This is a genomic window from Steroidobacter sp. (assembly GCF_036402275.1).
Taxonomy (GTDB): domain Bacteria; phylum Pseudomonadota; class Gammaproteobacteria; order Steroidobacterales; family Steroidobacteraceae; genus Steroidobacter.
On the sequence record NZ_DASWTF010000055.1, the window covers coordinates 1 to 21,520 of the forward strand.

Here is a 21,520-nt window from a genome sequence, read left to right on the forward strand (position 1 = left end):
GCAGCACGCCACTCGAGCGATCGGTGACTGGATCAACTTTTACAACAATCGACGACCTCACCAGTCGCTGGGGATGAAGACACCCGCTGAAGCTTACGCATTAGCGGCATAACCTGAGCAGGTTCGGCTGGGTCATTACAGAGATGCATTGGTGGAGTTGATCTTGAGTCCACGATTCGCAGGCGCATGCCTGACCTCGGCTCGCGCGAGCCAGGCGGTCCAGGTTGGAAAATCGCCGCCGGGCTGCAGAATGCCATCGTGAATCAATGTCGCTCGGGGAGCGATCGAGCGAGTGAACGTCGGGTCGGCGGCTATGGGGCGAAAGTTATTTCAGCCGCAAATACTTCCTCGCAAGCGCGCCAACAAAAGGAAATGACCTTGTTTTATCCAAACTCATTTCGAACGCCTGGCCATGAAATCGAGGATTAGGCGCGCAATCTCGTCGGTCTTCTCGTCGAGCGCAAAGTGGCCCGCGTCGAGCAAGTGAATTTCCGCGTCAGGCAAGTCTCTCTTAAACGCCGCGCCCCCCGCGGCGATGAAGGAAGGGTCATTGGCTCCCCATACAACCAGGGTCGGCGGCTGACGTTCGCGAAGCCAAGCCTGCCACCGCGGGTAGGCCGCGACATTGTTCCGATAGTCGTAGAGCAACGCCGACTGGATTGCGCGTTGGCCGGGTTTTGCAAGGTGCGCAAACTCGTTTATCCAAGTGTCCGGATTGTAGCGCTCCGGATGCGTTGTGCCCGCTGTATGACGCTGCATCGTGGCGTCGAAAGACAAGAAGGTGTCAAGAACCTCCGGATGTCCTTTCGGATCAGCCCAAAATTTAGCAATGCTGGGCCATTTCTTGCCCAAGCCTTCTCGATAAGCATTGCCGTTCTGCGTTATTAGCGCGTCCAATCGCTCTGGATGCGCCAGCATCATCCGGAAACCTACCGGAGCGCCGTAATCGTGAATGTACAGGCTGTAACGGTTGATCTTGAGGCGTACCAGCAGGTCATCCATCACCTGCGCGAGATGATCGAACGTATAGGCAAAAGCGGACGGTTCGGGTGCGTCGCTTTGACCGAAGCCCGGGTAATCCGGCGCGATGATGTGGTATCGAGTGGCCAGCAGCGGGATCAGCGCATCGTATTGGCGAGACGACGTCGGAAAACCATGCAGCAAGACGATTGTCGGCGCATCTCTCGGTCCGGCTTCGCGATAGAAAACCCCGACGCCGTCGATCTGCATCCTGTGATAGGTCGTAGTCGAATTGGAAGACGCCTGTGGAGCGGCCCACGCCGTGGCTGTGAAGCTGGCCAATAAGGTAGCAGCTGCCGCCACGCTAAATAACCAATTTTCTAGGCGAATGAGCAGGTGGCGAATCATGAAAAAATCCTCGCTCGAGCCAATGTCAGTTTTATCGCTGCGAGCGATCCAAAACAGCTTTTGGGGAACGCGGCACCCGGAAAAGGTCAGAAACGTGGTCATGGCTCTGTATTCGCCCGGGGAGCCTTGTCGGTTACATCACGGCGTCACTCCGATCTGCTTCGACCGATCGCCACGTGATCGATCTCGACGACTATCGGTGGCGGTCACACTGCCGCGGGTCTGACTAAGATTTTTGCGCATCACAAGTTTTTTTGCGGAAGACAGCGCTCGATTCGCCATGATGACGAATCTCACACCAACTGATTCAACGTCAGTTGGTGTGATCAGGAAAATCATCTAGTTGCGATGCGCGAGATCGGCAGTAAGCGCACTTAATTTTATAGAGAATTTTATAGAGACAGCGCTTGTTCCGCTGCGGCGAAAACGTAACTCGCGGAATTCAAAGCAGGAAAGTGGTGGGCCGTATAGGACTCGAACCTATAACCAACTGATTAAGAGTCAGCTGCTCTACCAATTGAGCTAACAGCCCACTGTTCCCGCATCGTGCGGCGCTTCGGCTGGATGCCTGCGCCGTCGTAGGAAGTGGGGTGGACGATGGGGCTCGAACCCACGACGACCGGAATCACAATCCGGGGCTCTACCAACTGAGCTACGTCCACCATTGTCCACACCACATCGACGTGGTTCCCGCCGTGCCGACCCTGCGAGGGGTCCCGGCCGTGGCGGGGCGCAGAGTATATACGAACTCTCCGCGAAGGCTAGACGTTTGAGCGACACCGAGCCACCAGAATGGCGCGCCCGGAGGGACTCGAACCCCCGACCACCGGCTTAGAAGGCCGATGCTCTATCCAGCTGAGCTACGGGCGCGTCGCGTCAGGCCGATTCCCACAGCCCGCCACCCAGGAAGGTGCGGATCCGGATGCCAGCGGGAAGTTGATGTGGTCGGGCAGCGCGATGAGCGCTGTCCCTGGACCAGCGGGCGCAGATGGTACGGATCCGGTTAGGGTAAGTCGAGAAGGTGGCAGTAAAAAGCGGACAACCTGGGAGGGCCGCGCCTGAAACTCTTTCGCTGACAAGGGTTTAACCCACCCGCTATTGTCGCAATCCCGTGAGCGCTGCTCTGCTCGTCGCCAGCGCCTGGCCCAGGACCATTCCGCGCCACACATCATTGTCGACGTGGAACGCGTTTGTGATCTGCTCGCGGATCGCCGCAGCTTCAGGTCCGTTTGGGTTGCCGTGCGCGTGCAGCCAATTGTCCGCGCGTAGTGCCTGGAGCACGAGCATCTCCGGCACCGTGCCGAACTCCAGCGCAATCGCAGTGACTCTCGCATGGGGCAGCAGGGTGGGCGTATAAGAAAGCCAGTCACCGCCAATCGCGGCGGAAGCGGATGCCGCCGCACCCACCGGGATGACTGAAATCCCGAACCACTCGCGAGCGCGAGCGAACTCCGCACTTCCTGCAGCGGCGGTCGTCATCAGTTCGCCGAAACCTGGCGGTCCGAGGCCCGTGTGAAAGTCGATGATGCCGATGTCCCGCGCGAGTTTCAGGCGCTCGGCAAGGATCTTCGTCAGCGTCAGGCGAGCCGCGGAGGGTGAAGTGCCGCCGTAGAAGAGTCCTTTGGGATGGTCATGCTGTCCCCCGCTCACTGCCGTGACGAAGCGGGACAGGTTGTGTTTCGCGATGAAGGCCTGCAGCACCTCGAGCGTCTGCTTCTGCACCTCCGCGGTCCATTGCGTCGGGCACAGTGCGTCGGCCAGTTCATCGTAGTCCGCGCGACGCTCGGGCTTGATTGCGAAATCCATCCAGTTGCGATTGAGATCGATGTTTTCGTGCGTGACACGCCGACGCCAGGCGAACCCATAAGGGTTGATCGCGTGCACGAGGATCGCCGAGGTGTCCGTGAACTTCCCTTCGAACTGCAGCTTCTTCCACTCGCCGCGTTGGAGCCAGTCGATCTGCGCCGCAGATCCTGCAAAACCCTCGATGCCGTGCGTCCCCGACACCGTCACGAATACCTTCTTCGCCTCGCGCGGCCCGATCCATGCGACGTCAGTTGTTAATTCCTCTCCACCTGGCCCCTTCGCCGGATAGGGATAGCTCGCGACCTCTGCGCCGGCGGACGTCGCAGCACTGCGAAACAACTCGCGCGCATCGGAATAATGTTTGCTGAAGGGCGATTCGCTCATATCAGCCTCCTTCAGCGCTCACTCTACCAATTCGGCGAACGGATGATTCATCCCATCGGCGCGTGCTCAGGGCAGATTTCTCACATAAGCCCTGAACACGTAGTTGTCTTGCGAAACAGTCCGAACGCTGAACAGGACTGCCGCGCTGTCGTCCGGCAGCAGTCTCAGAATGTTCGCCATCCCGATCGTCTCCGGGATCGCCGCCAGATCGCCGAGCCGCGGGAAGTTGGGGCCGCTGGTGAGATCGAACACGCCCAGTCGGTTATCGGAGTAATCGAACGCCACCGCGCGAGTGCCGTCGTAGGTTGGCATCGCATTGAGATGGTAGGGGCCCACACCCTGCAGCGAGCCGATGTACACCCCATCCTCGTAAACATCGGCGCCATGCATGAACCGCCGGCCATCGCCGCTGATGCCGAGGTAGTAAGGCAGGAAGTAGGTGTCAGGATCGCGGATCCCGACCTCCTGGAACGAGCGGGTGGCCACGTCGTAGATGTACAGCTCCTGCGGATCGGAGATCGTCGGGCTTTCCGCCCACAGCAACTTCTCTCGCGTGTCATTCAGCAGATGAATGGGATTGTGAACTGACGGGAACATCGGCGAGACGTTGGTGAATGCCGGGTAGTTCCACATCGTATGCCACTGATTGGTGTCCGCGACCACCATGCGGCCATCCGCAAAGCCGCTGATCATCTCGTATCGATCGTAGTAGCAGGACGGCCCGGTGTTGGTTTGCAAAACAGCCAACGTCACTGGATCCAGTTCGGTGACTGAGCAATCTTCCGCGGTGACATAGAGTCGCGTGCCGTCGACGTTCAGCGACGCGGCCAGCGGCGTGGGCACAGGAATCGGATCGCGTTGCCACTGCGTGCCGTCGTAGCGAATTCGATAGGCGTCGAAATGGTGTCCATAATTGAGATCCCAGGACACGATGTAGAACGCATCGCGTTCGGTGTCGTATTCGACCGATTCGATTCGTCCCAGCACATCGAATTCGCCGTCCGGATAGGTCGGCGCCTGGCGCACGACGAAACGTGCCGACGGGCGCTCGATGCCGAGATTGTTGCTAACGCGCAGCTCGTATTCTCCGACGGCCAATCCAGGCAACGTGATTTGGGCGCGATTCTCGACCGAGTTCGTGAAGCCCTGCACCTCGGTCCCATCGATCAGCAATGTGCCTCCGGCGGTCTGCTGAAGAGCACTGCCGTACAACGCCACGGACGCGGCGGTGCCTGAATACGCGACATAGGGAGTGACGTGCTCGACATGGGGGAGTTGCAGATTCAATGCAATCGTCACGGTGCGCGCCGTATAGCCCGTGGGTGTCACGGTGACTTGCGCTGAATGAGTGCCGTTGGCCAGGTGCGCCACTTGCGCTGGAACGATCCCGACGATCAGGCTGGCGCCAGAGCTCGTGTCGGCAGGGGCGGAGACGATGTTGAGCCAGGGAACATTCGTCGACGCGCTCAAGCCGATCGGCGCGCCGGAGAAATGAGTGCTGACATTGATCGGTGCGCTTCGTTGCGCGGCGGCCAACGTCGTGCTCGCATCGACGTTGATCGCGCTGTTGAAGCTGAATCCGATCAGATGTTCCGCCGTGATGCGCACGTTGTCGAACGTTTGGCCATAGGCGTCGGCGGCACGCAGTCGATATTCGTAAGTGCCGGGCCGATCAGGCACGAAATTCCAGCGCTGGCCAGCCATGGCCGTCGGCGCATTGCTGCCCGCCGGGGCGGAAATGAGCGCCCAGTTGAACGTGATCGGATCGTTCTCGGCATCGGTACTGGCGCCGCCGTCAAGCACGACGGTCGAACCTTCCGAAGTAAGCACGTCCGCGCCCGCACGCGCGACCGGGTCCGCATTCGGAGTCACTAACAGCGTCATTGTGTCGGTGCTGACGTAGGGCGGCAGATCGGTGACGCTCAACTGCATGAGATAGCTGCCGACCAGCGTGGGCGTGAAGCTCACTTGCGCAGTGCTGCCGATCACTTGCGTGGCCAGGGGACCGCCGACGATTCTCCATTCGTAAGTAAGCGGGTCGTTCTCCCAGTCGCTGCCGCTGCCTCTGATCGTTGCTGTCTGACCTTGGACGATGGTCATGTCCGGGCCGGCATTGGCGACCGCGCGATGATTGGTGAGGCCGAGTTGCGTTAGGCTGCCTACGTCCAGCGACCGCTCGGCCATGCCGTCGCCGTTCTCGTCGAGAGACAGCCGCAGCTGATTCGCGGGCATGAAAGTCACGGCGATCGATCCGGATTGCGCGCCTTGGAGGCGGAGCGTTCCGGACGTCGGCGTCAGCGAGTAACTGCTGAACGTGATGAACGGGTTGGTGCTTACTTCGACATAGCCGAACGTCGAGTGGTACATCCGGCCTTGCACCGACACCGACAGGCCTCCAGCCTGCGTCAGCGGAGTGCGCCTCTCGATCAGGTTCTCGAACCGATATTCCACGTTCTCAGGCCGATAGCGCGTCACGGTGTGGTACGTAATCGTGACGAGCTGTGACGTGCTGACGGAGTGAATGCTCCCGCCAATATCAATCGAGGCGCCGTCCTCCGTCGTCTCGGTATAGCCGTGGAAGCTGGCGATGAAATCGGTGGGCTCGTCGCGAGCCAGATCGTAGGCTGCGATGGTCATCAACATGACGCCATTGATCGTGACGCCAGATTCGATGCAGTCCGTGTATGTAAACCGAACCGTGCCGATGACGCTGTCGTTGGTTCGATCGTCGATCTCGATCGAGCCGCCGCCTTCGCACGATTCGGTGGTCACGGCTTGCATCATGCGCCGGCCGCCCTTGGATGCTTTGGCGACTGCGGTGGACAGTTTCGCTACGGCGCGTGGCTTCGTTACCTGCGCCGTCGATGACGGGCGATCGCCATACGCGAGCCCGAGTTCGTAGAGCAAGGCGCCCGCGATCACCGGCGAGTTTTGCGCATCGAGCGTCGCCGGGGTGGTTACGCCGCTGTATGTGATCTGATCAGGGAGCGGCGTATTGCCGCCGGTTCCACCTGGTGGATTGGTGGTGCCACCGCCGCCGCCCGGCGGATTGGTCGTCGGCGGTGGTGTGCCCCCACCGCCACCGGCCGGCGGGTTGGTGTTGTCACCACCGCTTCCGCCGCCGCCACCGCATGCGGCCAGCATCGTCGCCAGGAACACAGTCGCAACCAAACTCCGGCCGCTCACGCGACCCCGTCGATCCGTCATGACGATTCCCCAGGTTGTGTCCCGACGCCGTATTTATATTGTCGGCGGCGGGAGCTGCTGAGCCCCGCGTGTCAGCGAGCGGATCATACAGGGCACATCGAGAGATGTGCATGCGCTTCAACTTAAGCAGGTGTCGAGGTTGTTTACGGGCGCCTGCGACCGCCATCGGATACTTATGAGCAATCGCCGGTCGGTAAGCGTCGGGCGCGCGCCATTGTTCATGATCCTTCACCACCTCATGCGGATTGGAGACGATTATCTCGTCGACATCAGGCCTTAATCTCCCTGCGTCCTCAATCCAATCAGGAGATCATGAGATGAAGACCTGGCTCATCACGGGCGCCTCATCCGGCTTGGGGCGGATCATGACGGAGAAGCTGGTCGGTCGCGGGGATCGCGTCATCGCAACCGCGCGCCGCACCGACGCGCTGCCGTGTGGCTTATTCCGCCGATCGAAAGGAGGGCTGACATGATCAGGCCTGCCGTTGCAGCCGCTGCCCTCGCTCTCGCGAGCTCCGTCATGGCGCAGGCGCCGAACCATGTCGTCGGAACGTGGCGCCCGATATCCGCCACTCTGGAGGTCAGCGGCGTGAAGTCGCACCCTTATGGCCCAGAACCACAGGGCATGCTGGTCTTCACGAGCGACATGCATTTCGTGGAACTGCTCCGCGATCCTCGGCTGCCGCGCTTTGCGTCGAACGAGCGAGGTCAAGGAACAAACGATGAAAACAGGGCCGCGATGGCTGGAACTCTCGCGCTCTACGGCACCTACACGGTCGACGCGGCGGGTAACTTCAGCGGAAACACAGTTCAGGGCTCGAGCTTCCCGAACTGGATCGGCGATATCCGGACGACCAAGGAGTTGTCGATGGTCGTCGATGGCAACCGAATGACCGAACACTTCCAACGGCCAGGCGGCGCGAAAGTGGTGATCGTCTGGGAGCGAGTGATGTCCGCGCCGGCCCAACGTGACTAACGCTGGAAAACTACGTCATCAGGTAGCGGAGGGCCCCGCGGCCGACGCAAGGAGCTTTCGATTCGGCGCGCAATTGTCCTCCGGCGTCTCGTACACGGTGACCATCTCCACTCAGCCGTCCGATCCGACGCAGACTTGCGAGATATCGGCGGGGCAGGGTGTCATCGCCGGCAATGTTTCCAATGTCGCGATCACCTGCAACCGCGTTCCCTACACGGCGGCCGGCAGTAGATGTGCTCGAAGCTTTCGACGCACCACCGGACGTGACGAGTAAGCCCAGCACCGAAGTCGTGCGACTCACTGAGGCATGCGAGCGAGCAGGGCCTGTATATTCTCGCGGACGAAGGGCAGCAACGAAACACGAGGATCGGGTCCCTGTCGGGACAGGACGCCTTGTGCGTCTAATGAGGATCGCCGGCCGAATCCGACCGAGAAGTCGTACGCCTGTCCTGGCGGCGAGGTCGTGGCCGGTCATCTCTGTAGAGGTCACGCTGAATGTCACGGTCGCTTCCAATCGCTGTCGGCTCGATGCTTCTGATCGCTGAGCTCGCTTGCGCCGAGCAGCCCATCCAAGCGCAGCCCAAGTTGGCCGCGACCTCGGCGCCGCTGATCAAAGTGGACGGCCTGCTGTTCCGTGACTTGAATCGCAATGATCGGCTCGATGCATACGAGGATTGGCGCAAGATGCCGCGTGAGCGAGCCGCAGATCTGATCGCGCGGATGACGCTGGAAGAGAAGGCCGGCGCCATGATGCACGGAACGCCGCCTTCGACCGCCAAGGATCTGCGCGGCGATTGGGAATTCGAGCGTCTGGCCGGTCTCGTCCAGAAGAAGCACATCACCACCTATATCAGCCGCCTGTCGGCTGCACCCGCGCAGCTGGCCGGCGCAGCGAACAAGCTGCAAGCTCTCGCTGAAGATACGCGTCTGGGCATCCCCGCCGTCATCAGTTCCGATCCGCGCCACCATTTCGAATACACGGCAGGCGCCAGTGTCCAGGCGGCAGGGTTTTCCCAATGGCCGGAGACGACCGGCCTGGCTGCGATCGGCGATCCGACGCTGGTGCGCCGCTTCGGCGATATCGCGAGGCAGGAATATCTCGCGACCGGCTTGCGCATGGCGTTGTCGCCAATGGCGGATCTGGCGACCGAGCCGCGTTGGCCCCGTATCAACGGTACGTTCGGTGAAGATCCTCGGCTTGCGAAGCAACTCGTGCAAGCGTACATCGAAGGATTCCAGGACGGACCGGCTGGGCTCGGCCCGAACAGCGTCGCCGCAATCGTGAAGCATTGGGTCGGCTACGGCGCATCTGCCAACGGCTATGACGGCCACAATCCTTACGGTAAGGAGATTGTTTTATCTGGCGGACGGTTCGACGAGCACGTGCTGCCGTTCACAGGCGCTTTCGCAGCGAACGTTAGCGGGGTGATGCCGACATACAGCCTGCCCGCGGAAGGTGTGACGATCGGCGGCCGCCCGGCGGAGCGCGTCGGGGCGAGCTTCAGCAAGCAGATGCTGGCCGACCTGCTGCGCGGCGAGCACGGCTTTCAGGGCATGGTGCTCACGGATTGGTTGATCACGAACGACTGCTCGGCCGCGTGCATCGCCGGAACACAGAGCATCGCCCGCATGGGGATGCCATGGGGTGTCGAGTCACTCACCGTGAGCGAGCGTTTTGCCAAGGCCCTGGAAGCCGGCGTGGATCAGTTCGGCGGTGTGATGAATGTCGAAGTCATCGTTGATCTGGTGAAGCGTGGCAACGTGGCGGAGCAGCGGCTCGACGCATCGGTACGACGCATTCTGACGCCACGCTTCGAACAGGGCTTGTTCGAAAATCCATACAGCGATACCGAGCACGCGAGCAAGCTCGTCGGCAATGCTCACTTCCGTGCGGAAGCACTGGATGCGCAGCGACGCTCGCATGTGCTGCTCGAAAACAAGAACCGTATCCTGCCACTGAAGGACAGCGCGCGTAAGGTGTACTTGTTCGGCGTCTCGCCACGAGAGGCCGAGCGCCATGGGTTCACGGTGGTGGACCGGCCGGAACACGCGCAGATCGCGATCCTGCGCATGTCCGCGCCGTATGAAACACATCCGGCTTATTTTTTCGGCAGCCGTCATCACGAGGGCGACCTGTCGTTCTCCGAACGGCAGGAGGACTATCGGACGCTGCTGTCGATTCCCTCGAACGTGCCCGTCATTGCGTCCGTCTACCTCGATCGCCCGGCGATCCTGACGAATGTGCAAGGCCGCGTGGCCGCACTTCTGGGCAATTTCGGCGCATCGGACCAGGCGCTGTTCGAAGTGCTCACGGGCAAAGCTCGTCCCGAAGGCAGGTTGCCTTTCGAGCTACCCTCGTCGATGGCGGCGGTGCTGGCGCAAGCGCCGGACGCTGCGCACGATTCCAAGGCGCCGCTGTATCCCATCCGTTATGGATTGAGTTATTGAACTTGCGGCCCGCGCAGCGCGATCGCATCCTCATGACGCTCAGCCTCGATCTGAAATGCCACGTTCAGCGCGCTCAGCAGTGCATCGCTCTCGCCGATACGGAACACACCGGAGACGCGCACGGATGCAAGCGACGGATCGCCTAGCACGATGGGCGTGCCGCCGTAGCGATTGAATTCGCGCAGCGCCTCCGGCAGAGCGACATCCTGGAAGGCAACCCGACCCGAGCGCCAGGCATTGATGCGGGCCGCATCCGCGCGCTGAACCCGGGAGATGGCCGAGTCGTTGTAAGTGATCTCTTCGCCCTGGCCGAGCACGGCCGATCGGCCGTGCTCGCCGCGGATGGAATCCGGCGCGATCACTTCCACTTTTCCCGTGAGCACCGAGACGGTCACGTCGCTTCCCAAGGACAAGACGTTGAACTCAGTGCCTAGCGCTCGCGCTGTGCCCTTGGCCGCGCGAACTTCGAACGGACGGCTGGCGTCGTGCGTGACCGAGAAGGTTGCTTCTCCCTGCTCCAGCTCGATGGCCCGCACGTCCCGCTCGAACGTCACGTGCACACGCGTCGCAGTGTTGAGCGTCATTCGCGAATGATCCGGCAGGACGACCGTACGCTGCTCCCCGACGGCCGTCATGTAGACCTCGGCGCTGCTCGGCCACTGCCATACGGCGATGCAAACGGCAGCAACGAGCACGGCCGTCGCGGCCGACCAGCTGAAAACAACATTGGCCGCGGGTCGCGGCCGTGGCGTTGCCGCTCGCTGCGCCTCGGCGATCAGTCCCGAGATTTCCTCGTCGCTCGCCAGCTCGCCGGCGAGTTCCCACGCGAGCTCCTGCCGTTCGTAGTCCTCCTCGTGCGCCGGGTCGGACGCGAGCCAGCGCTGGAATCTCACATCGAGCCGAGGCGTCACAGGCTGCGCCCGCAACCGAACGAACCAATGCGCAGCGCTCTTACGCAACCAGGTGAATGGCCAATAGTCGCTCATGGTCGCTCTCTCAGTCGTGCAGCAAGAACTTGCATCGCTTCACTCATCTTACGTTCCACCGTGCGCGTGCTCACCCCCAGCAGCAGCGCGATCTGCGGATATGTCTTGCCGCGGAATCGGCTCAGCAAAAAAATCCTGCGCGTCATCGTCGGCAATTCCTTGATGCCCTCTTTGATCGATTCGATGGTGCTGTCCCACACCAGGTTGTGCTCGGGGCCGGCGCTCTCATCCGTGATCTCGATCGCATCGACGTCCAGGTGCGCACTGCTGTGCCTTGTCGTGCGACGGCGGTAGTGATCGCGGGCTAAGTTGGTCGCGATCTGAAACAAATACGTGCGGCTCACGGCCTCGAGCTGTGTCACATCCTCATGCTGGAGCAGGCGTGCATAGCTTTCCTGAACCAGCTCGGCCGCATCGTCCGGCGACGTGACCAGTCCTGTCAGATAACGAAACAACGAAGAGCGGTACTTCTGAAACAAGGCGGTGAAGTAAGCGCGCCCGTGATCGTCCATGCGGTCAGATTCGGCGGCCGCGCCAGTCTGCTCTACCGCAATCGGCCCGCCGTCCCGCGTATGAGTCTCTTCGGAAGACTGGATCATGACTTTGCGCCGGCCCAACGCTGGGCATCAGCATCCCCCTTAACACACTATAGACGCACCTCGGCTGCAGACCCGACAAAAAAACACCGATCGGCAACCGGCCCGGCGAGCCTGGCGAGCGCACGGTAGAGCGGTCAACGAGTCAGTCCTGTCGGGATGGCTGTGCTGGCGCGTCTTAGGACACTGCGGACAGTCAAGAAAGACGCAAAGCGCCTGGGAAAGGCGGAAAACGATTACTTTGGCAAGCTGCAGGGGAAAACGAATGCGATATCGGCAATCGGTCAGGTTGGCGAACAGGATCCGGCTGGCCTTGAATGGGGGAATAGTGGTACTCGGGGCGATGCTCGCCGCGCCGGCCGGCGCCGGCGATGTGAACTCCAGGGTGCCCGTCGAAATTCCGGAGCAGGATCTCGGCACGGCGTTGGCCAGCCTGGCGGCGCAAGCCGACCTGCAGATTCTGTTCCCGCCGGAGCTGGTGGGCAAGCTGCGTAACACGGCCCTGTCGGGCAGCTATTCGGGCACGGAGGCGTTACAGCAGCTGCTGGCCGGTTCGGACCTGGAATACGTGGTGAGCGGTCCGGATACCATCGTCATTCGTCAGCGAAGGGCAGCGGTACAACCAACGAGCTATGCCGCACCGGCCAATGCAGCCGAATCGCCCCGCAGCGCCGAGCCGTCCTCGGGGGGTTCCGGCCTCGAGGAGATCGTGGTCACGGCACAGAAGCGCGTCGAGCGGCTGCAAGATGTGCCGCTGGCTGTGACCGCGCTGTCCGGCGCAACGCTGAGCGAGGCCGGCGTGAACCAAACGACCGACCTGGTCGCTCTCACTCCGTCGCTGACCTTCGCTCAAGGCGCCACGCCAAACAACACCAATCTGCGCGTCCGTGGCATCGGCACGGCGCTGTTCGGGCAGGGCACCGAGCCCTCAGTATCCGTTGTGGTGGATGGCATCGTGCTGGCGCGATCATCCCAAGGCTTTTCCGATCTGGCCGATATCGAGCGCGTCGAAGTGCTGCGCGGCCCGCAAGGCACGCTGTTCGGCAAGAACTCGGTGGCCGGTCTGATCAACGTGGTCACGAAGCGGCCCACGGACGCTTTCGAAGCCAATGCCGATCTCACCGTGGCCGAGCAGGACGAGTATCGCGTCCGTGGCAGCGTGTCCGGCCCGATCAACGACACCATGGGCTATCGCCTCACCGGCTACTACAACGACGTGGGTGGCCACATTCGTAATGTGACGCTCGACAAGGACGTGAATGGCAGTGAAAGCTGGGGCGCGCGCGGCAAGTTCGAATGGGATCCGACGGATCGGCTGAATCTGCTGTTCATGGCAGACTATCGCGAGTCGCAGACGCTGTGCTGCTCCAGCCAGTATCTCAGCGTGGTGGACAATCCGTTGCTGGAGCAGGTGCTGCTGCCGGTGGTCGCCGGCTTCAACAACCGCGAGGAAGTCGAGAACGAGTTGACCTTCTTCGATACCGAGCAAAAGACATTCTCGGTGGAGGCCAATCTCGACCTCGACGCCGTGACCCTGACCTCGCTCACCGCGTATCAGGATTTCGCGTTGAGCAACAACCAGCCCATCGATCGCCTGAACACGCCCACGGCGCTGTGGTTGCCGGTGACCAACGGCGCGTTCGACATCAACGGCGGCGCCATCGACCTGCAACAGTTCTCCCAGGAGTTGCGCATCACCTCTCCTGGTCTGGAGCGGCTCAACTACGTTGCGGGCCTTTACTTCCTCGACATGGATCTGGAGCGCACCTTCCAGCGTCGCAGCGGCAACTGCGCGCCGGGCGGAACGCCGGCGCAGTTCGGGCTGCCCTGCGTGGTGCCGCAGTATCGCTCGCAAGCCGGCTTCAGATCCGAGACGGGAACGAAGAATGCCGCGGTGTTCGGCCAGGTGGATTTCGCGTTGCTCGGCAATCTCTCCGGATTGCTGGGGGCACGTTATCAATGGGAAGAGATTTCCTATGCCGGCACTCGCACCGACACACGCCTGGTGCCCGGAGATCTGCCGCTGGTGGGCTTCGCACCCTCATCCGGCAGCGGCAAGAGCGACGACACCGTGCTGACCGGCAAAGCCGGCTTGCAATACAAGTTCAGCGACGACGTGCAGACCTATCTCACCTGGTCCACCGGCTATAAGGGGCGCGGTTACGAAACAGAGTTTGCCGCCACCTTCGAGAACCAGACTCCGGTCGAGCCCGAGGAAGCCAAGGCATGGGAGCTGGGACTGAAGGCACAACTCTTCGAGGGGATGCTGGTGCTGAACACGGCCCTGTTCCACGCCAAGTACGACGATCTGCAGGTGCAGGCCAATCGGGGCGACCCGGATACCGGCCTGGTGAACTTCGTGACTACCAACGCGGGCAACTCGATCACGCAGGGGGCGGAAGTGGAGTTCACCTGGCGCCCGATCGGCGACTTCACCCTCAACGGCGGCGTGACTTATCTGGATACCAGCGTGGACGTTGACGGCCTGAACTGTTCGCTGTCGGATCGGGCCAGCGCGCCTGTCATCCCGGGCGATGCGCCGAACAACATTTGTTATCGGCCCACGCCGGGCGGCACTCCCATCCAGGACGTGAACGACGGCGTTCTGCCAAACGCACCCGAATGGCGGGGCACGCTGACGGCCCGTTATGACTTCCCACTGGGCGTCAGCGGTTGGGAGAGTTTCGTGCAGCTCACCGGTACGTCGCAATCGAAGTTCAACTTCGTGATTGAACAGGATCCGCTGCTGGAGCAGCCGAGCTACACGCTGGTGGATGCGTCCATCGGCTTCCGTGCGCCGGACAATCGCTACCGGATCACGCTGTTCGCCAAGAACATCTTCGATGAGCACTACGTCACGCTGATGGCGCGTGCGTCGACTTTGACCACGGCAACATTCAGTCCGAACAGCCTGACCGGTAACGTGCCCAAGGACGCGAACCGCTACTTTGGCGCCACCATCGGTGTGTCGTTCTGATCACCAGCAACTGAAGCTGGCGCACGACTGTCCCCTTGGGGCAGAGCGCACCCGCTCATGTCACACAGCCCCCGCGGTGCATGAGCGAGGTGCGCGGCTGAGCATACTGCCGCGAGGTGAACCATGTCCGCACGAGAGCTGCTCTCAAGACGAACATTTCTGAGCGCGAGCGCAACGGTCGCGGCATTCGCCGCGTTCGAGCGCAGCGGCGCAGCCAATGATCGAGCGCGCGCACGTCCGAACATCCTTTGGCTGGTCAGCGAGGACAACAATCCATTCATCGGCGCGTACGGCGATCGCCTCGCGCATACGCCCGCCATCGACGCGCTTGCGAAGCGAGGCGCGCTGTATGCAAACGCATTCAGCAGCTCGCCGGTATGCGCGCCGACGCGCTTCGGGATCATCACCGGGATGTACGCCGAGAGTTGCGGGCCGGCGCACCACATGCGCGCCAAGGGGCGAACGCCGGCGTTCCTGCAGGGCTTTCCCAAGTACCTGCGCGACGCCGGTTATTACTGCACGAACAACGTCAAGACCGACTACAACGCCGAGTTCGACATGCCAGCCATGTGGGATCAGTCGAGCCCGGATGCGCATTGGCGCAATCGTCCCAAGGACGCGCCGTTCTTCGCGGTGTTCAATTTCATGACCACGCACGAGTCGAGGATGTTCAAACAGACTCCGGGAAAAGTGCGGCCGAAGGATGTGCGCATTCCGGCGTACTTGCCGGATTCGCCCGAAGTGCGGCAAGACATCGCGAGCTATTACAACTTGATGGAACAAATGGATGGCGAGGTCGCCGCGCATCTCGCGGCACTAGAGTCGGCGGGGCTCGCCGAAGACACCATAGTGTTCTACTACTCCGACAATGGCGGAGTGTTGCCACGCTCCAAGCGCTATTGCTACGACGAGGGTCTGCGGGTCGGTCTCGTTGCGCGCTTCCCGCCGAAGTGGGCGCATCTGGCGCCGGCTGCCGCGGGCTCCACGATATCGACACCGGTCGGCCTCATCGATCTGGCGCCGACCGTGCTCACGATCGCGGGCCTCGATCCACCTGCTCACATGCAAGGTGTCTCGCTCGTGCGCGCCAAGCGTCAACGCTTGCCCTACGTATTCGGTCTGCGCAACCGCATGGACGAGCGCTACGACATGGTGCGAACGGTGCGGGATGAGCGCTATCGATATATTCGCAACTATGCACCGCACCGGCCGTATGGCCAGCACCAGGCTTTCGAGTGGCAGATGGGGGCGTATCGCGCGTGGCAGTCCGCGTATCTCGCTGGACGGCTGAATGAGGTTCAGGCGCGATTCTTCGGAGAGAAGCCGGCGGAGGAGTTTTACGATCTCAGCGAGGATCCGGATCAGGTCGAAAATCTGATCGACGTTCCGGCGCATCGCGAGCGGATCGCAGCGATGCGAGCTGCGCTGGATGCACACCTGCTGGATATCAACGACAACGGCTTCATTCCTGAAAGCTCGCCGCTCGAGGGTTACGACGCGAGCCGCGCGCCGGGTGCATATCCGCTGAAACGTGTCATGCAGGTCGCGGACTCGGCAATTCGGCGTGACCCAGCTCAGGCCGCGGAGTTCACCCAATTGCTCCGCGACTCCAACGAGGTCATCCGCTTTTGGGCGGCGCAGGGACTGCTGATGTTGACGGATCGAGCGGCGATCGCCAAACCCGCGCTCGAAGCGTGCTTGGAGAATGACAGCTCGCCGCAGGTGCGCATCATCGCCGCTGAGGCGTTGGCCAAGCTCGGCGCGCCTGAACGGTCGGTCCAATATCTAGGAGAGGTGCTGAGTGCGCATCCCGATGCGCGTGTGCGATTGCAGTCGCTGAATGCGTTGACCTTCATCGGAGAGCCCGCGCGCGCCGTCCTCCCCATCGTCGAGCGTGCAATCCAGTCGGCTGGCGATGAGTATATTCGCAGCGCCGCGCGCTATTTGAGCTTCATCCTGCGACGCACGTACACGCCGTCCTCGCCGGTGTACCAAGGTATGGGAGCTCGCACATGAAAGATGCTCCGGCGAAACACGGCACGCGCGCGCGAGGATCCATTGCCCTGTTGCGTTCATTGGCGCGGGAGCCGCTGCTTCATTTTGTGCTCGCCGGCTTCGCTCTATTCATCGGCGGCGAAGTGATCCGATCGCGCAACGAGGTCCACCACATTGTCGTTACGCAGCAGCGCGAAGCGCATCTTGCAAGTCGCTATCAGCTGCAGTTCGGCGCGAGGCCGGATGCGCCAACGCTGGCTCGCCTGGTCGAACGCGATGTCGAGGAGGAGATGCTGTTTCGCCAGGGGCTGGCGCTGGGGCTCGATCGAGACGACGAGATCGTGCGCCGTCGTATCGTGCAGAAAATGCGCTTTCTGCTGGAGGATCTCAGCGCGCCGCGCGAGCCCAGCGATGCCGAGCTCAACGCCTACTATCAGGCGCATGCAGAGAAATATGCAGCTCCGACGCGTATCACATTCAGTCATCTCTACTTCTCGCGCGATGCAGGCGACCACGACGCGCGCGAACGGGCTGCACAGGCTCTCGGTCTCTTGTCGAGCGGCAAGGCGCAGGTGAGCGATCTCGGCGATCCATTCCCCGACCGCTATCACTTCTCCGGATACGAGGCCGAGCAGGTCTATCGACTGTTCGGGCGCACGGAATTTTCCTCGGCGACACTGTCGGCGCCGCTCGATCGCTGGCTGGGGCCGTACCAATCCGTCTACGGCTGGCATTTGGTGCGGGTGGATGCCCGGACCGAAGCGCAGCACCTGGAGCTTGTGACCGTGCGGGATCGCGTGCGCACCGACTATCTACTCGATGCGCAGGCTCGCACCAACGCAGCCGCGCTCGAGACGCTGGCGGGCGAGTTCACAGTGGTTCGCGAACGGTCATGATGCTTCCGGGCAAACTGCTGCGCGCACTCGGTTCGTTGTTGCTCATCGGCGTGTTGACCATGCCCCATGCGTCGGCGCACGAGGTGCGCCCGGCGTTCCTGGAAATCATTCAGTCCGCAGGCGACAGTTACCGCGTCGTGTGGAAGCAGCCGACGCAGGGCGATCAGGCCTTGCGCCTGATCCCGCACATCTCCAACGGCTGGCTCGAACGCGCCCCTGAGGATCAGTATGCTGCTGCCGGCTTCCTGGTTCGCACTTGGAACATCCGCGCCGGCGCCGGCGAAACGCTCGACGGCAGCACGATTGCAGTCGAGGGATTGCGGCACACGATCACGGACGTGCTGGTGCGGATCCAGTTGCTCGATCATCGAAAGATGGAAGTCATGCTGCGGCCCGAGAATCCCGAAGTCCGCGTCATGTCGCAGGCACGAGCCGCGACGATGCCGGTGTTCTTCGTCCATGGAATCGAACACATTCTCGCGGGCGTGGATCACCTGGTGTTCGTTCTCGGCCTGCTCCTGATCGTGCGTGACCGATGGATGCTGCTGAAGGCGATCACAGCGTTCACGGTGGCCCACAGCATCACACTGGCGGCTTCCATGGTCGCCAATGTGAGTCTGCCGGGCGCACTGGTGGAAACGCTCATCGCGCTCTCCATCCTGTTTCTCGGACTCGAAGTTTTGCGCGCACATCGCGTCGATTCGACGCTGACCATCCGGCATCCGTGGGCAGTCGCGTTTTTCTTCGGCCTGTTCCATGGCATGGGATTCGCGGGCGGGCTGGCAGCGCTCGGCTTCGCGGCGAACGACCTGTTTGCCGCGCTGGTGTTCTTCAATCTTGGTGTGGAAGCGGGGCAGCTCGCGTTCATAACGGTGGTGCTCGTGATCGCGCGATCGTTGTCGGCGCTACGACTCACTGGGCCCATGCTGCGGACCACCGTGCCGGCCTATGTAGTGGGCATCGCCGGAGCGTATTGGAGCTTCCAGACCGCCACTGCACTTCTAGGTATTCGATGATGAACAGGAATCTTGCGCTCGGGAATCTCGGTGCCGCCGTCGTCTTGGCGTCGATCTTCACCGTCGCCACCGCTGCGGAAAACAACAGCCGGGTCGCGCCCGACCAACGGCGAGTGCTGTACGGTGAATTGCATTTGCATACATCGCTTTCGGTCGATGCGTGGGGATACAGCACCAAACTCCTGCCGGCGGACGCGTATAGATTCGGGCGTGGCGAGACGGTCATGGTGCCGGCCACGCAGGTGGCGAAAGCGCAGGGACTGGCAGCGGAGAAGGACGTGGCGGCCAAGCGTGCCTGGCCACTGGATTTCATGGCGGTGACCGATCATTCGGAGAGCGTCGGCACGCTGAGCCCGCTGGAGAATCCAAACAGTTCGTTCGCGACCAGCGATGTCGGCAAACAGATACTCGCCAATCCCGCGCTGGCGCAGCGCCTGAAAATACAGGCGCGCAAGGACCGCAACGCACTGCCACCGGAAATGAGAGATGCGACGGTGATGAGCCGCGCCTGGGATCTTACGGTGAAGGCGGCGAACGATCATTACGCGCCGGGCAAGTTCACCACGTTCATCGGCTATGAGTGGTCGGCGCTGCCCGATGGCAAGAATCTGCATCGCAATGTCATTTTCAACGCGGATCGCGCGCCGCTGCCGTTCACGGCCGACGAGTCGAGTCGTCCGGAGGATTTGTGGTCGTATCTGGAGAGCGTGCGTGCGCGAGGCACGGATGTGATCGCGATTCCCCACAATGCCAACGCGTCGGGCGGGCTCATGTTCGATTGGAACATGAGCGACGGCAAACCCATCGACGAGGCCTATGCGCTGCGTCGTGCCCTGAACGAGCCGCTGGCGGAGATCGTACAGATCAAGGGCTCCTCGGACACGTTGCCGGTGCTCTCGCCCAACGACGAGTTCGCGAGCTTCGAGATTTTCGACAAGCTACTGGGTCCCGCCGGCATACCGGGCACGCCGCCCGGCAGCTACATTCGCGATGCATTCGGCCGCGGCCTGGTAATACAGTCGCGCACCGGCGCCAATCCATTCAAATATGGTCTGGTCGGCTCGTCGGATATTCACAACGGCTTGAGCACCAGCGATGAGAGCGCATCCGCAGGTGGGCAGTCCGGTATCGATCCGGCAACGATGCTGCCGCGGGGAGAGCAGGCACGTAGATCGCTCGGCATGCGTGAGCCGGATGCGGCCAATGCTCAGGCGCCGACACACGCCTCCGAAGTCCAGCGAATGGCCATCGTCGAACGAAGCTCCGGCGGATTGACGGGCGTATGGGCGGAAGAGAATACGAGGGATTCGATCTTCGCCGCGCTCAAGCGCAAAGAAACATTTGCCACGTCGGGTCCGCGCATCCGCGTGCGCATGTTTGCGGGCTGGAAATTCGATCGTGACATGCTGAACCACAAGCAGTGGGTCAGACAGGCGTACGCGCATGGTGTGCCGATGGGCGCGGATTTGCCGGTCAAGCCGGCAAGCGCGTCGGCGCCCCGGTTCCTCGTTCAAGCGGCGAAGGACCCGGAGGGTGCCAATCTGGATCGCATTCAGATCATCAAGGTCTGGCTCGAGGGCTCGCAGCACCGGGAGAAGATTTTCGACGTGGCCCTATCGGGCGGCCGCAAGATCGATCCAGCGACTCGCCGTGCGCCGCCAGTGGGTTCCACCGTGGACCTGCAGACCGGTGAATACCAGAACCGGATTGGCGCGCCTGTGCTGGAATCCGTGTGGACCGACCCAGAGTTCGATGCCGGCAAGCCTGCTGTCTATTACGCGCGGGTGCTCGAGATTCCAACGCCTCGGTGGAGCACGCTGCTGGCGGTCAAGAACGACTTGCCGATTCCCTCAGACGTGCCGCCGTCGATACAGGAGCGGGCATGGTCATCGCCGATCTGGTTCAGTCCTTGACGCGATCGGCCGTTGCCGACCGATCTGGCATGCGGCGCTTGCCGGGAGGGGAGTTTGCGATGGGTTCGGATGTTTTCTATCCGGAAGAACGTCCGCGCCGGCGAGTGCGTGTGGATGCGTTCTGGGTCGACGAAACGCCGGTCACCAATCGCGCGTTTGCGCAATTCGTCGCGGCAACAGGATATCGAACGATCGCGGAGACGGCGCCGGATCCGGCCGACTATCCCGGCATCCCCACCGAGATGGCGCAGGCGGGTTCGCTCGTGTTCGAACAGCCACGCGAGCGCGTGCACCTCGACGATATCGGTCGATGGTGGAAGTTTCGATTCGGTGCGAACTGGTTCCAGCCGCTGGGCGAGGGCAGTTCCATCGCTGGGCTCGAAGATCATCCCGTCGTCCACATCGCGTACGCGGATGCGGAGGCGTACGCCGCGTGGGCGGGTAAGTCTCTGCCGACTGAAGCGCAATGGGAATATGCCGCGCGAGCAGGTCTAGACACCGAGTTCGCATGGGGCGAGGAACTCGAGCCCGGCGGCAGCGTGCTGGCGAACTACTGGCAAGGCGATTTTCCCCACGAGCGCCGTCCGGTCCGTGACTGGGAGCGAACGTCGCCCGTGCGAAGCTTTCCGGCCAATGGATTCGGTCTCTACGACATGATCGGCAACGTCTGGGAATGGACGAGCGATTGGTATGCGTTGCCGTCCTCGCACAAGAGCGCGGGCCACTGCTGCATCCCCGTGAACCCACGCGGCGGCGCCGAGCAGCACAGCTACGATCCGAGCACGCCGGCATTTCGAATTGGCCGCAAAGTGATCAAAGGCGGCTCTCACTTGTGCGCGCCCAATTATTGCCAACGTTATCGGCCGGCGGCGCGCTCCCCGCAAGCCATCGATACTTCGACGAGTCACGTCGGCTTTCGCTGCATCGTGCGCGAGGCCGCCCCTTAGGCTGG

15 protein-coding genes, 3 tRNA genes and 1 pseudogene are annotated in these 21,520 nt (G+C 62.0%); 11 read left to right on the plus strand and 8 right to left on the minus strand.

Features of this window, described 5'->3' with window-relative positions:
• Positions 1–112 (plus strand): integrase core domain-containing protein (locus tag VGD45_RS33115; RefSeq protein ID WP_349263410.1); only part of this gene is annotated, 112 nt, incomplete at its 5' end.
• A 281-nt stretch (positions 113–393) separates the two neighbouring features.
• Here the strand turns inward: VGD45_RS33115 and VGD45_RS33120 are convergent.
• The 6 genes from VGD45_RS33120 to VGD45_RS33145 all read right to left on the minus strand — a co-directional run bounded on the left by VGD45_RS33120 (position 394) and on the right by VGD45_RS33145 (position 6,765).
• Positions 394–1,368: an alpha/beta fold hydrolase gene (locus VGD45_RS33120; protein WP_414717625.1), complete on the minus strand. Its 975-nt coding sequence runs from the start codon at positions 1,366–1,368 to the stop codon at positions 394–396.
• Between the two features lie 456 nt (positions 1,369–1,824).
• Positions 1,825–1,900, minus strand: a tRNA-Lys gene (locus VGD45_RS33125).
• Positions 1,901–1,954: 54 nt separating this feature from the next.
• Positions 1,955–2,030: transfer RNA gene (locus tag VGD45_RS33130), tRNA-His, on the minus strand.
• A 131-nt stretch (positions 2,031–2,161) separates the two neighbouring features.
• Positions 2,162–2,238: transfer RNA gene (locus VGD45_RS33135), tRNA-Arg, on the minus strand.
• A gap of 225 nt (positions 2,239–2,463) precedes the next feature.
• Positions 2,464–3,558 carry a M14 family metallopeptidase gene (locus VGD45_RS33140; RefSeq protein WP_331159698.1) on the minus strand — a complete coding sequence of 365 codons (1,095 nt, stop codon included), beginning with the start codon at positions 3,556–3,558 and terminating at the stop codon, positions 2,464–2,466.
• Positions 3,559–3,624: 66 nt separating this feature from the next.
• Positions 3,625–6,765, minus strand: coding sequence for a PKD domain-containing protein (locus VGD45_RS33145; protein WP_331159699.1), 3,141 nt, complete (start codon positions 6,763–6,765; stop codon positions 3,625–3,627).
• Positions 6,766–7,082: 317 nt separating this feature from the next.
• On the opposite strand from VGD45_RS33145, the pseudogene VGD45_RS33150 reads away from it, so the two are divergent.
• The 4 genes and pseudogenes from VGD45_RS33150 to VGD45_RS33165 all read left to right on the plus strand — a co-directional run.
• Positions 7,083–7,196: pseudogene (locus tag VGD45_RS33150) on the plus strand (short-chain dehydrogenase/reductase); the annotation flags it as partial.
• Positions 7,197–7,285: 89 nt separating this feature from the next.
• Positions 7,286–7,741, plus strand: coding sequence for a lipocalin-like domain-containing protein (locus VGD45_RS33155; protein ID WP_331159701.1), 456 nt, complete (start codon positions 7,286–7,288; stop codon positions 7,739–7,741).
• A gap of 73 nt (positions 7,742–7,814) precedes the next feature.
• Positions 7,815–8,015: a hypothetical protein gene (locus VGD45_RS33160; RefSeq protein ID WP_331159702.1), complete on the plus strand. Its 201-nt coding sequence runs from the start codon at positions 7,815–7,817 to the stop codon at positions 8,013–8,015.
• A 254-nt stretch (positions 8,016–8,269) separates the two neighbouring features.
• Positions 8,270–10,189, plus strand: a complete 1,920-nt coding sequence (locus tag VGD45_RS33165) for a glycoside hydrolase family 3 protein (RefSeq protein WP_331159703.1) — start codon at positions 8,270–8,272, stop codon at positions 10,187–10,189.
• On the opposite strand, the gene VGD45_RS33170 is transcribed toward VGD45_RS33165, so the two are convergent.
• Both VGD45_RS33170 and VGD45_RS33175 read right to left on the minus strand, forming a co-directional pair.
• Entirely contained in the window at positions 10,183–11,175 is a 993-nt protein-coding gene (locus VGD45_RS33170; protein ID WP_331159704.1) for a FecR family protein, read from the minus strand. The two genes, VGD45_RS33165 and VGD45_RS33170, sit on opposite strands and share 7 nt — an antisense overlap.
• Complete coding sequence (locus tag VGD45_RS33175; RefSeq protein WP_331159705.1) at positions 11,172–11,774, minus strand: RNA polymerase sigma factor; 603 nt, start codon at positions 11,772–11,774, stop codon at positions 11,172–11,174. The genes VGD45_RS33170 and VGD45_RS33175 overlap by 4 nt, the downstream gene beginning before the upstream one ends.
• A 262-nt stretch (positions 11,775–12,036) precedes the next feature.
• Here VGD45_RS33175 and VGD45_RS33180 point away from each other — a divergent pair, with 262 nt between their 5' ends.
• The 6 genes from VGD45_RS33180 to VGD45_RS33205 all read left to right on the plus strand — a co-directional run bounded on the left by VGD45_RS33180 (position 12,037) and on the right by VGD45_RS33205 (position 21,515).
• Positions 12,037–14,748: a TonB-dependent receptor gene (locus VGD45_RS33180; protein WP_331159706.1), complete on the plus strand. Its 2,712-nt coding sequence runs from the start codon at positions 12,037–12,039 to the stop codon at positions 14,746–14,748.
• Positions 14,749–14,871: 123 nt separating this feature from the next.
• Positions 14,872–16,764, plus strand: coding sequence for a sulfatase-like hydrolase/transferase (locus tag VGD45_RS33185; protein WP_331159707.1), 1,893 nt, complete (start codon positions 14,872–14,874; stop codon positions 16,762–16,764).
• On the plus strand, positions 16,761–17,639 hold the full coding sequence (locus VGD45_RS33190; protein ID WP_331159708.1) for a peptidyl-prolyl cis-trans isomerase: 879 nt from the start codon (positions 16,761–16,763) through the stop codon (positions 17,637–17,639). The genes VGD45_RS33185 and VGD45_RS33190 overlap by 4 nt, the downstream gene beginning before the upstream one ends.
• Positions 17,636–18,655 carry a HupE/UreJ family protein gene (locus VGD45_RS33195; RefSeq protein ID WP_331159709.1) on the plus strand — a complete coding sequence of 340 codons (1,020 nt, stop codon included), beginning with the start codon at positions 17,636–17,638 and terminating at the stop codon, positions 18,653–18,655. Before VGD45_RS33190 ends, VGD45_RS33195 begins: the two co-directional genes overlap by 4 nt.
• Positions 18,652–20,568, plus strand: a complete 1,917-nt coding sequence (locus VGD45_RS33200; protein WP_331159710.1) for a DUF3604 domain-containing protein — start codon at positions 18,652–18,654, stop codon at positions 20,566–20,568. Before VGD45_RS33195 ends, VGD45_RS33200 begins: the two co-directional genes overlap by 4 nt.
• 29 nt (positions 20,569–20,597) lie before the next feature.
• On the plus strand, positions 20,598–21,515 hold the full coding sequence (locus VGD45_RS33205; RefSeq protein WP_331159865.1) for an SUMF1/EgtB/PvdO family nonheme iron enzyme: 918 nt from the start codon (positions 20,598–20,600) through the stop codon (positions 21,513–21,515).
• The last annotated feature ends 5 nt before the right edge of the window (positions 21,516–21,520 follow it).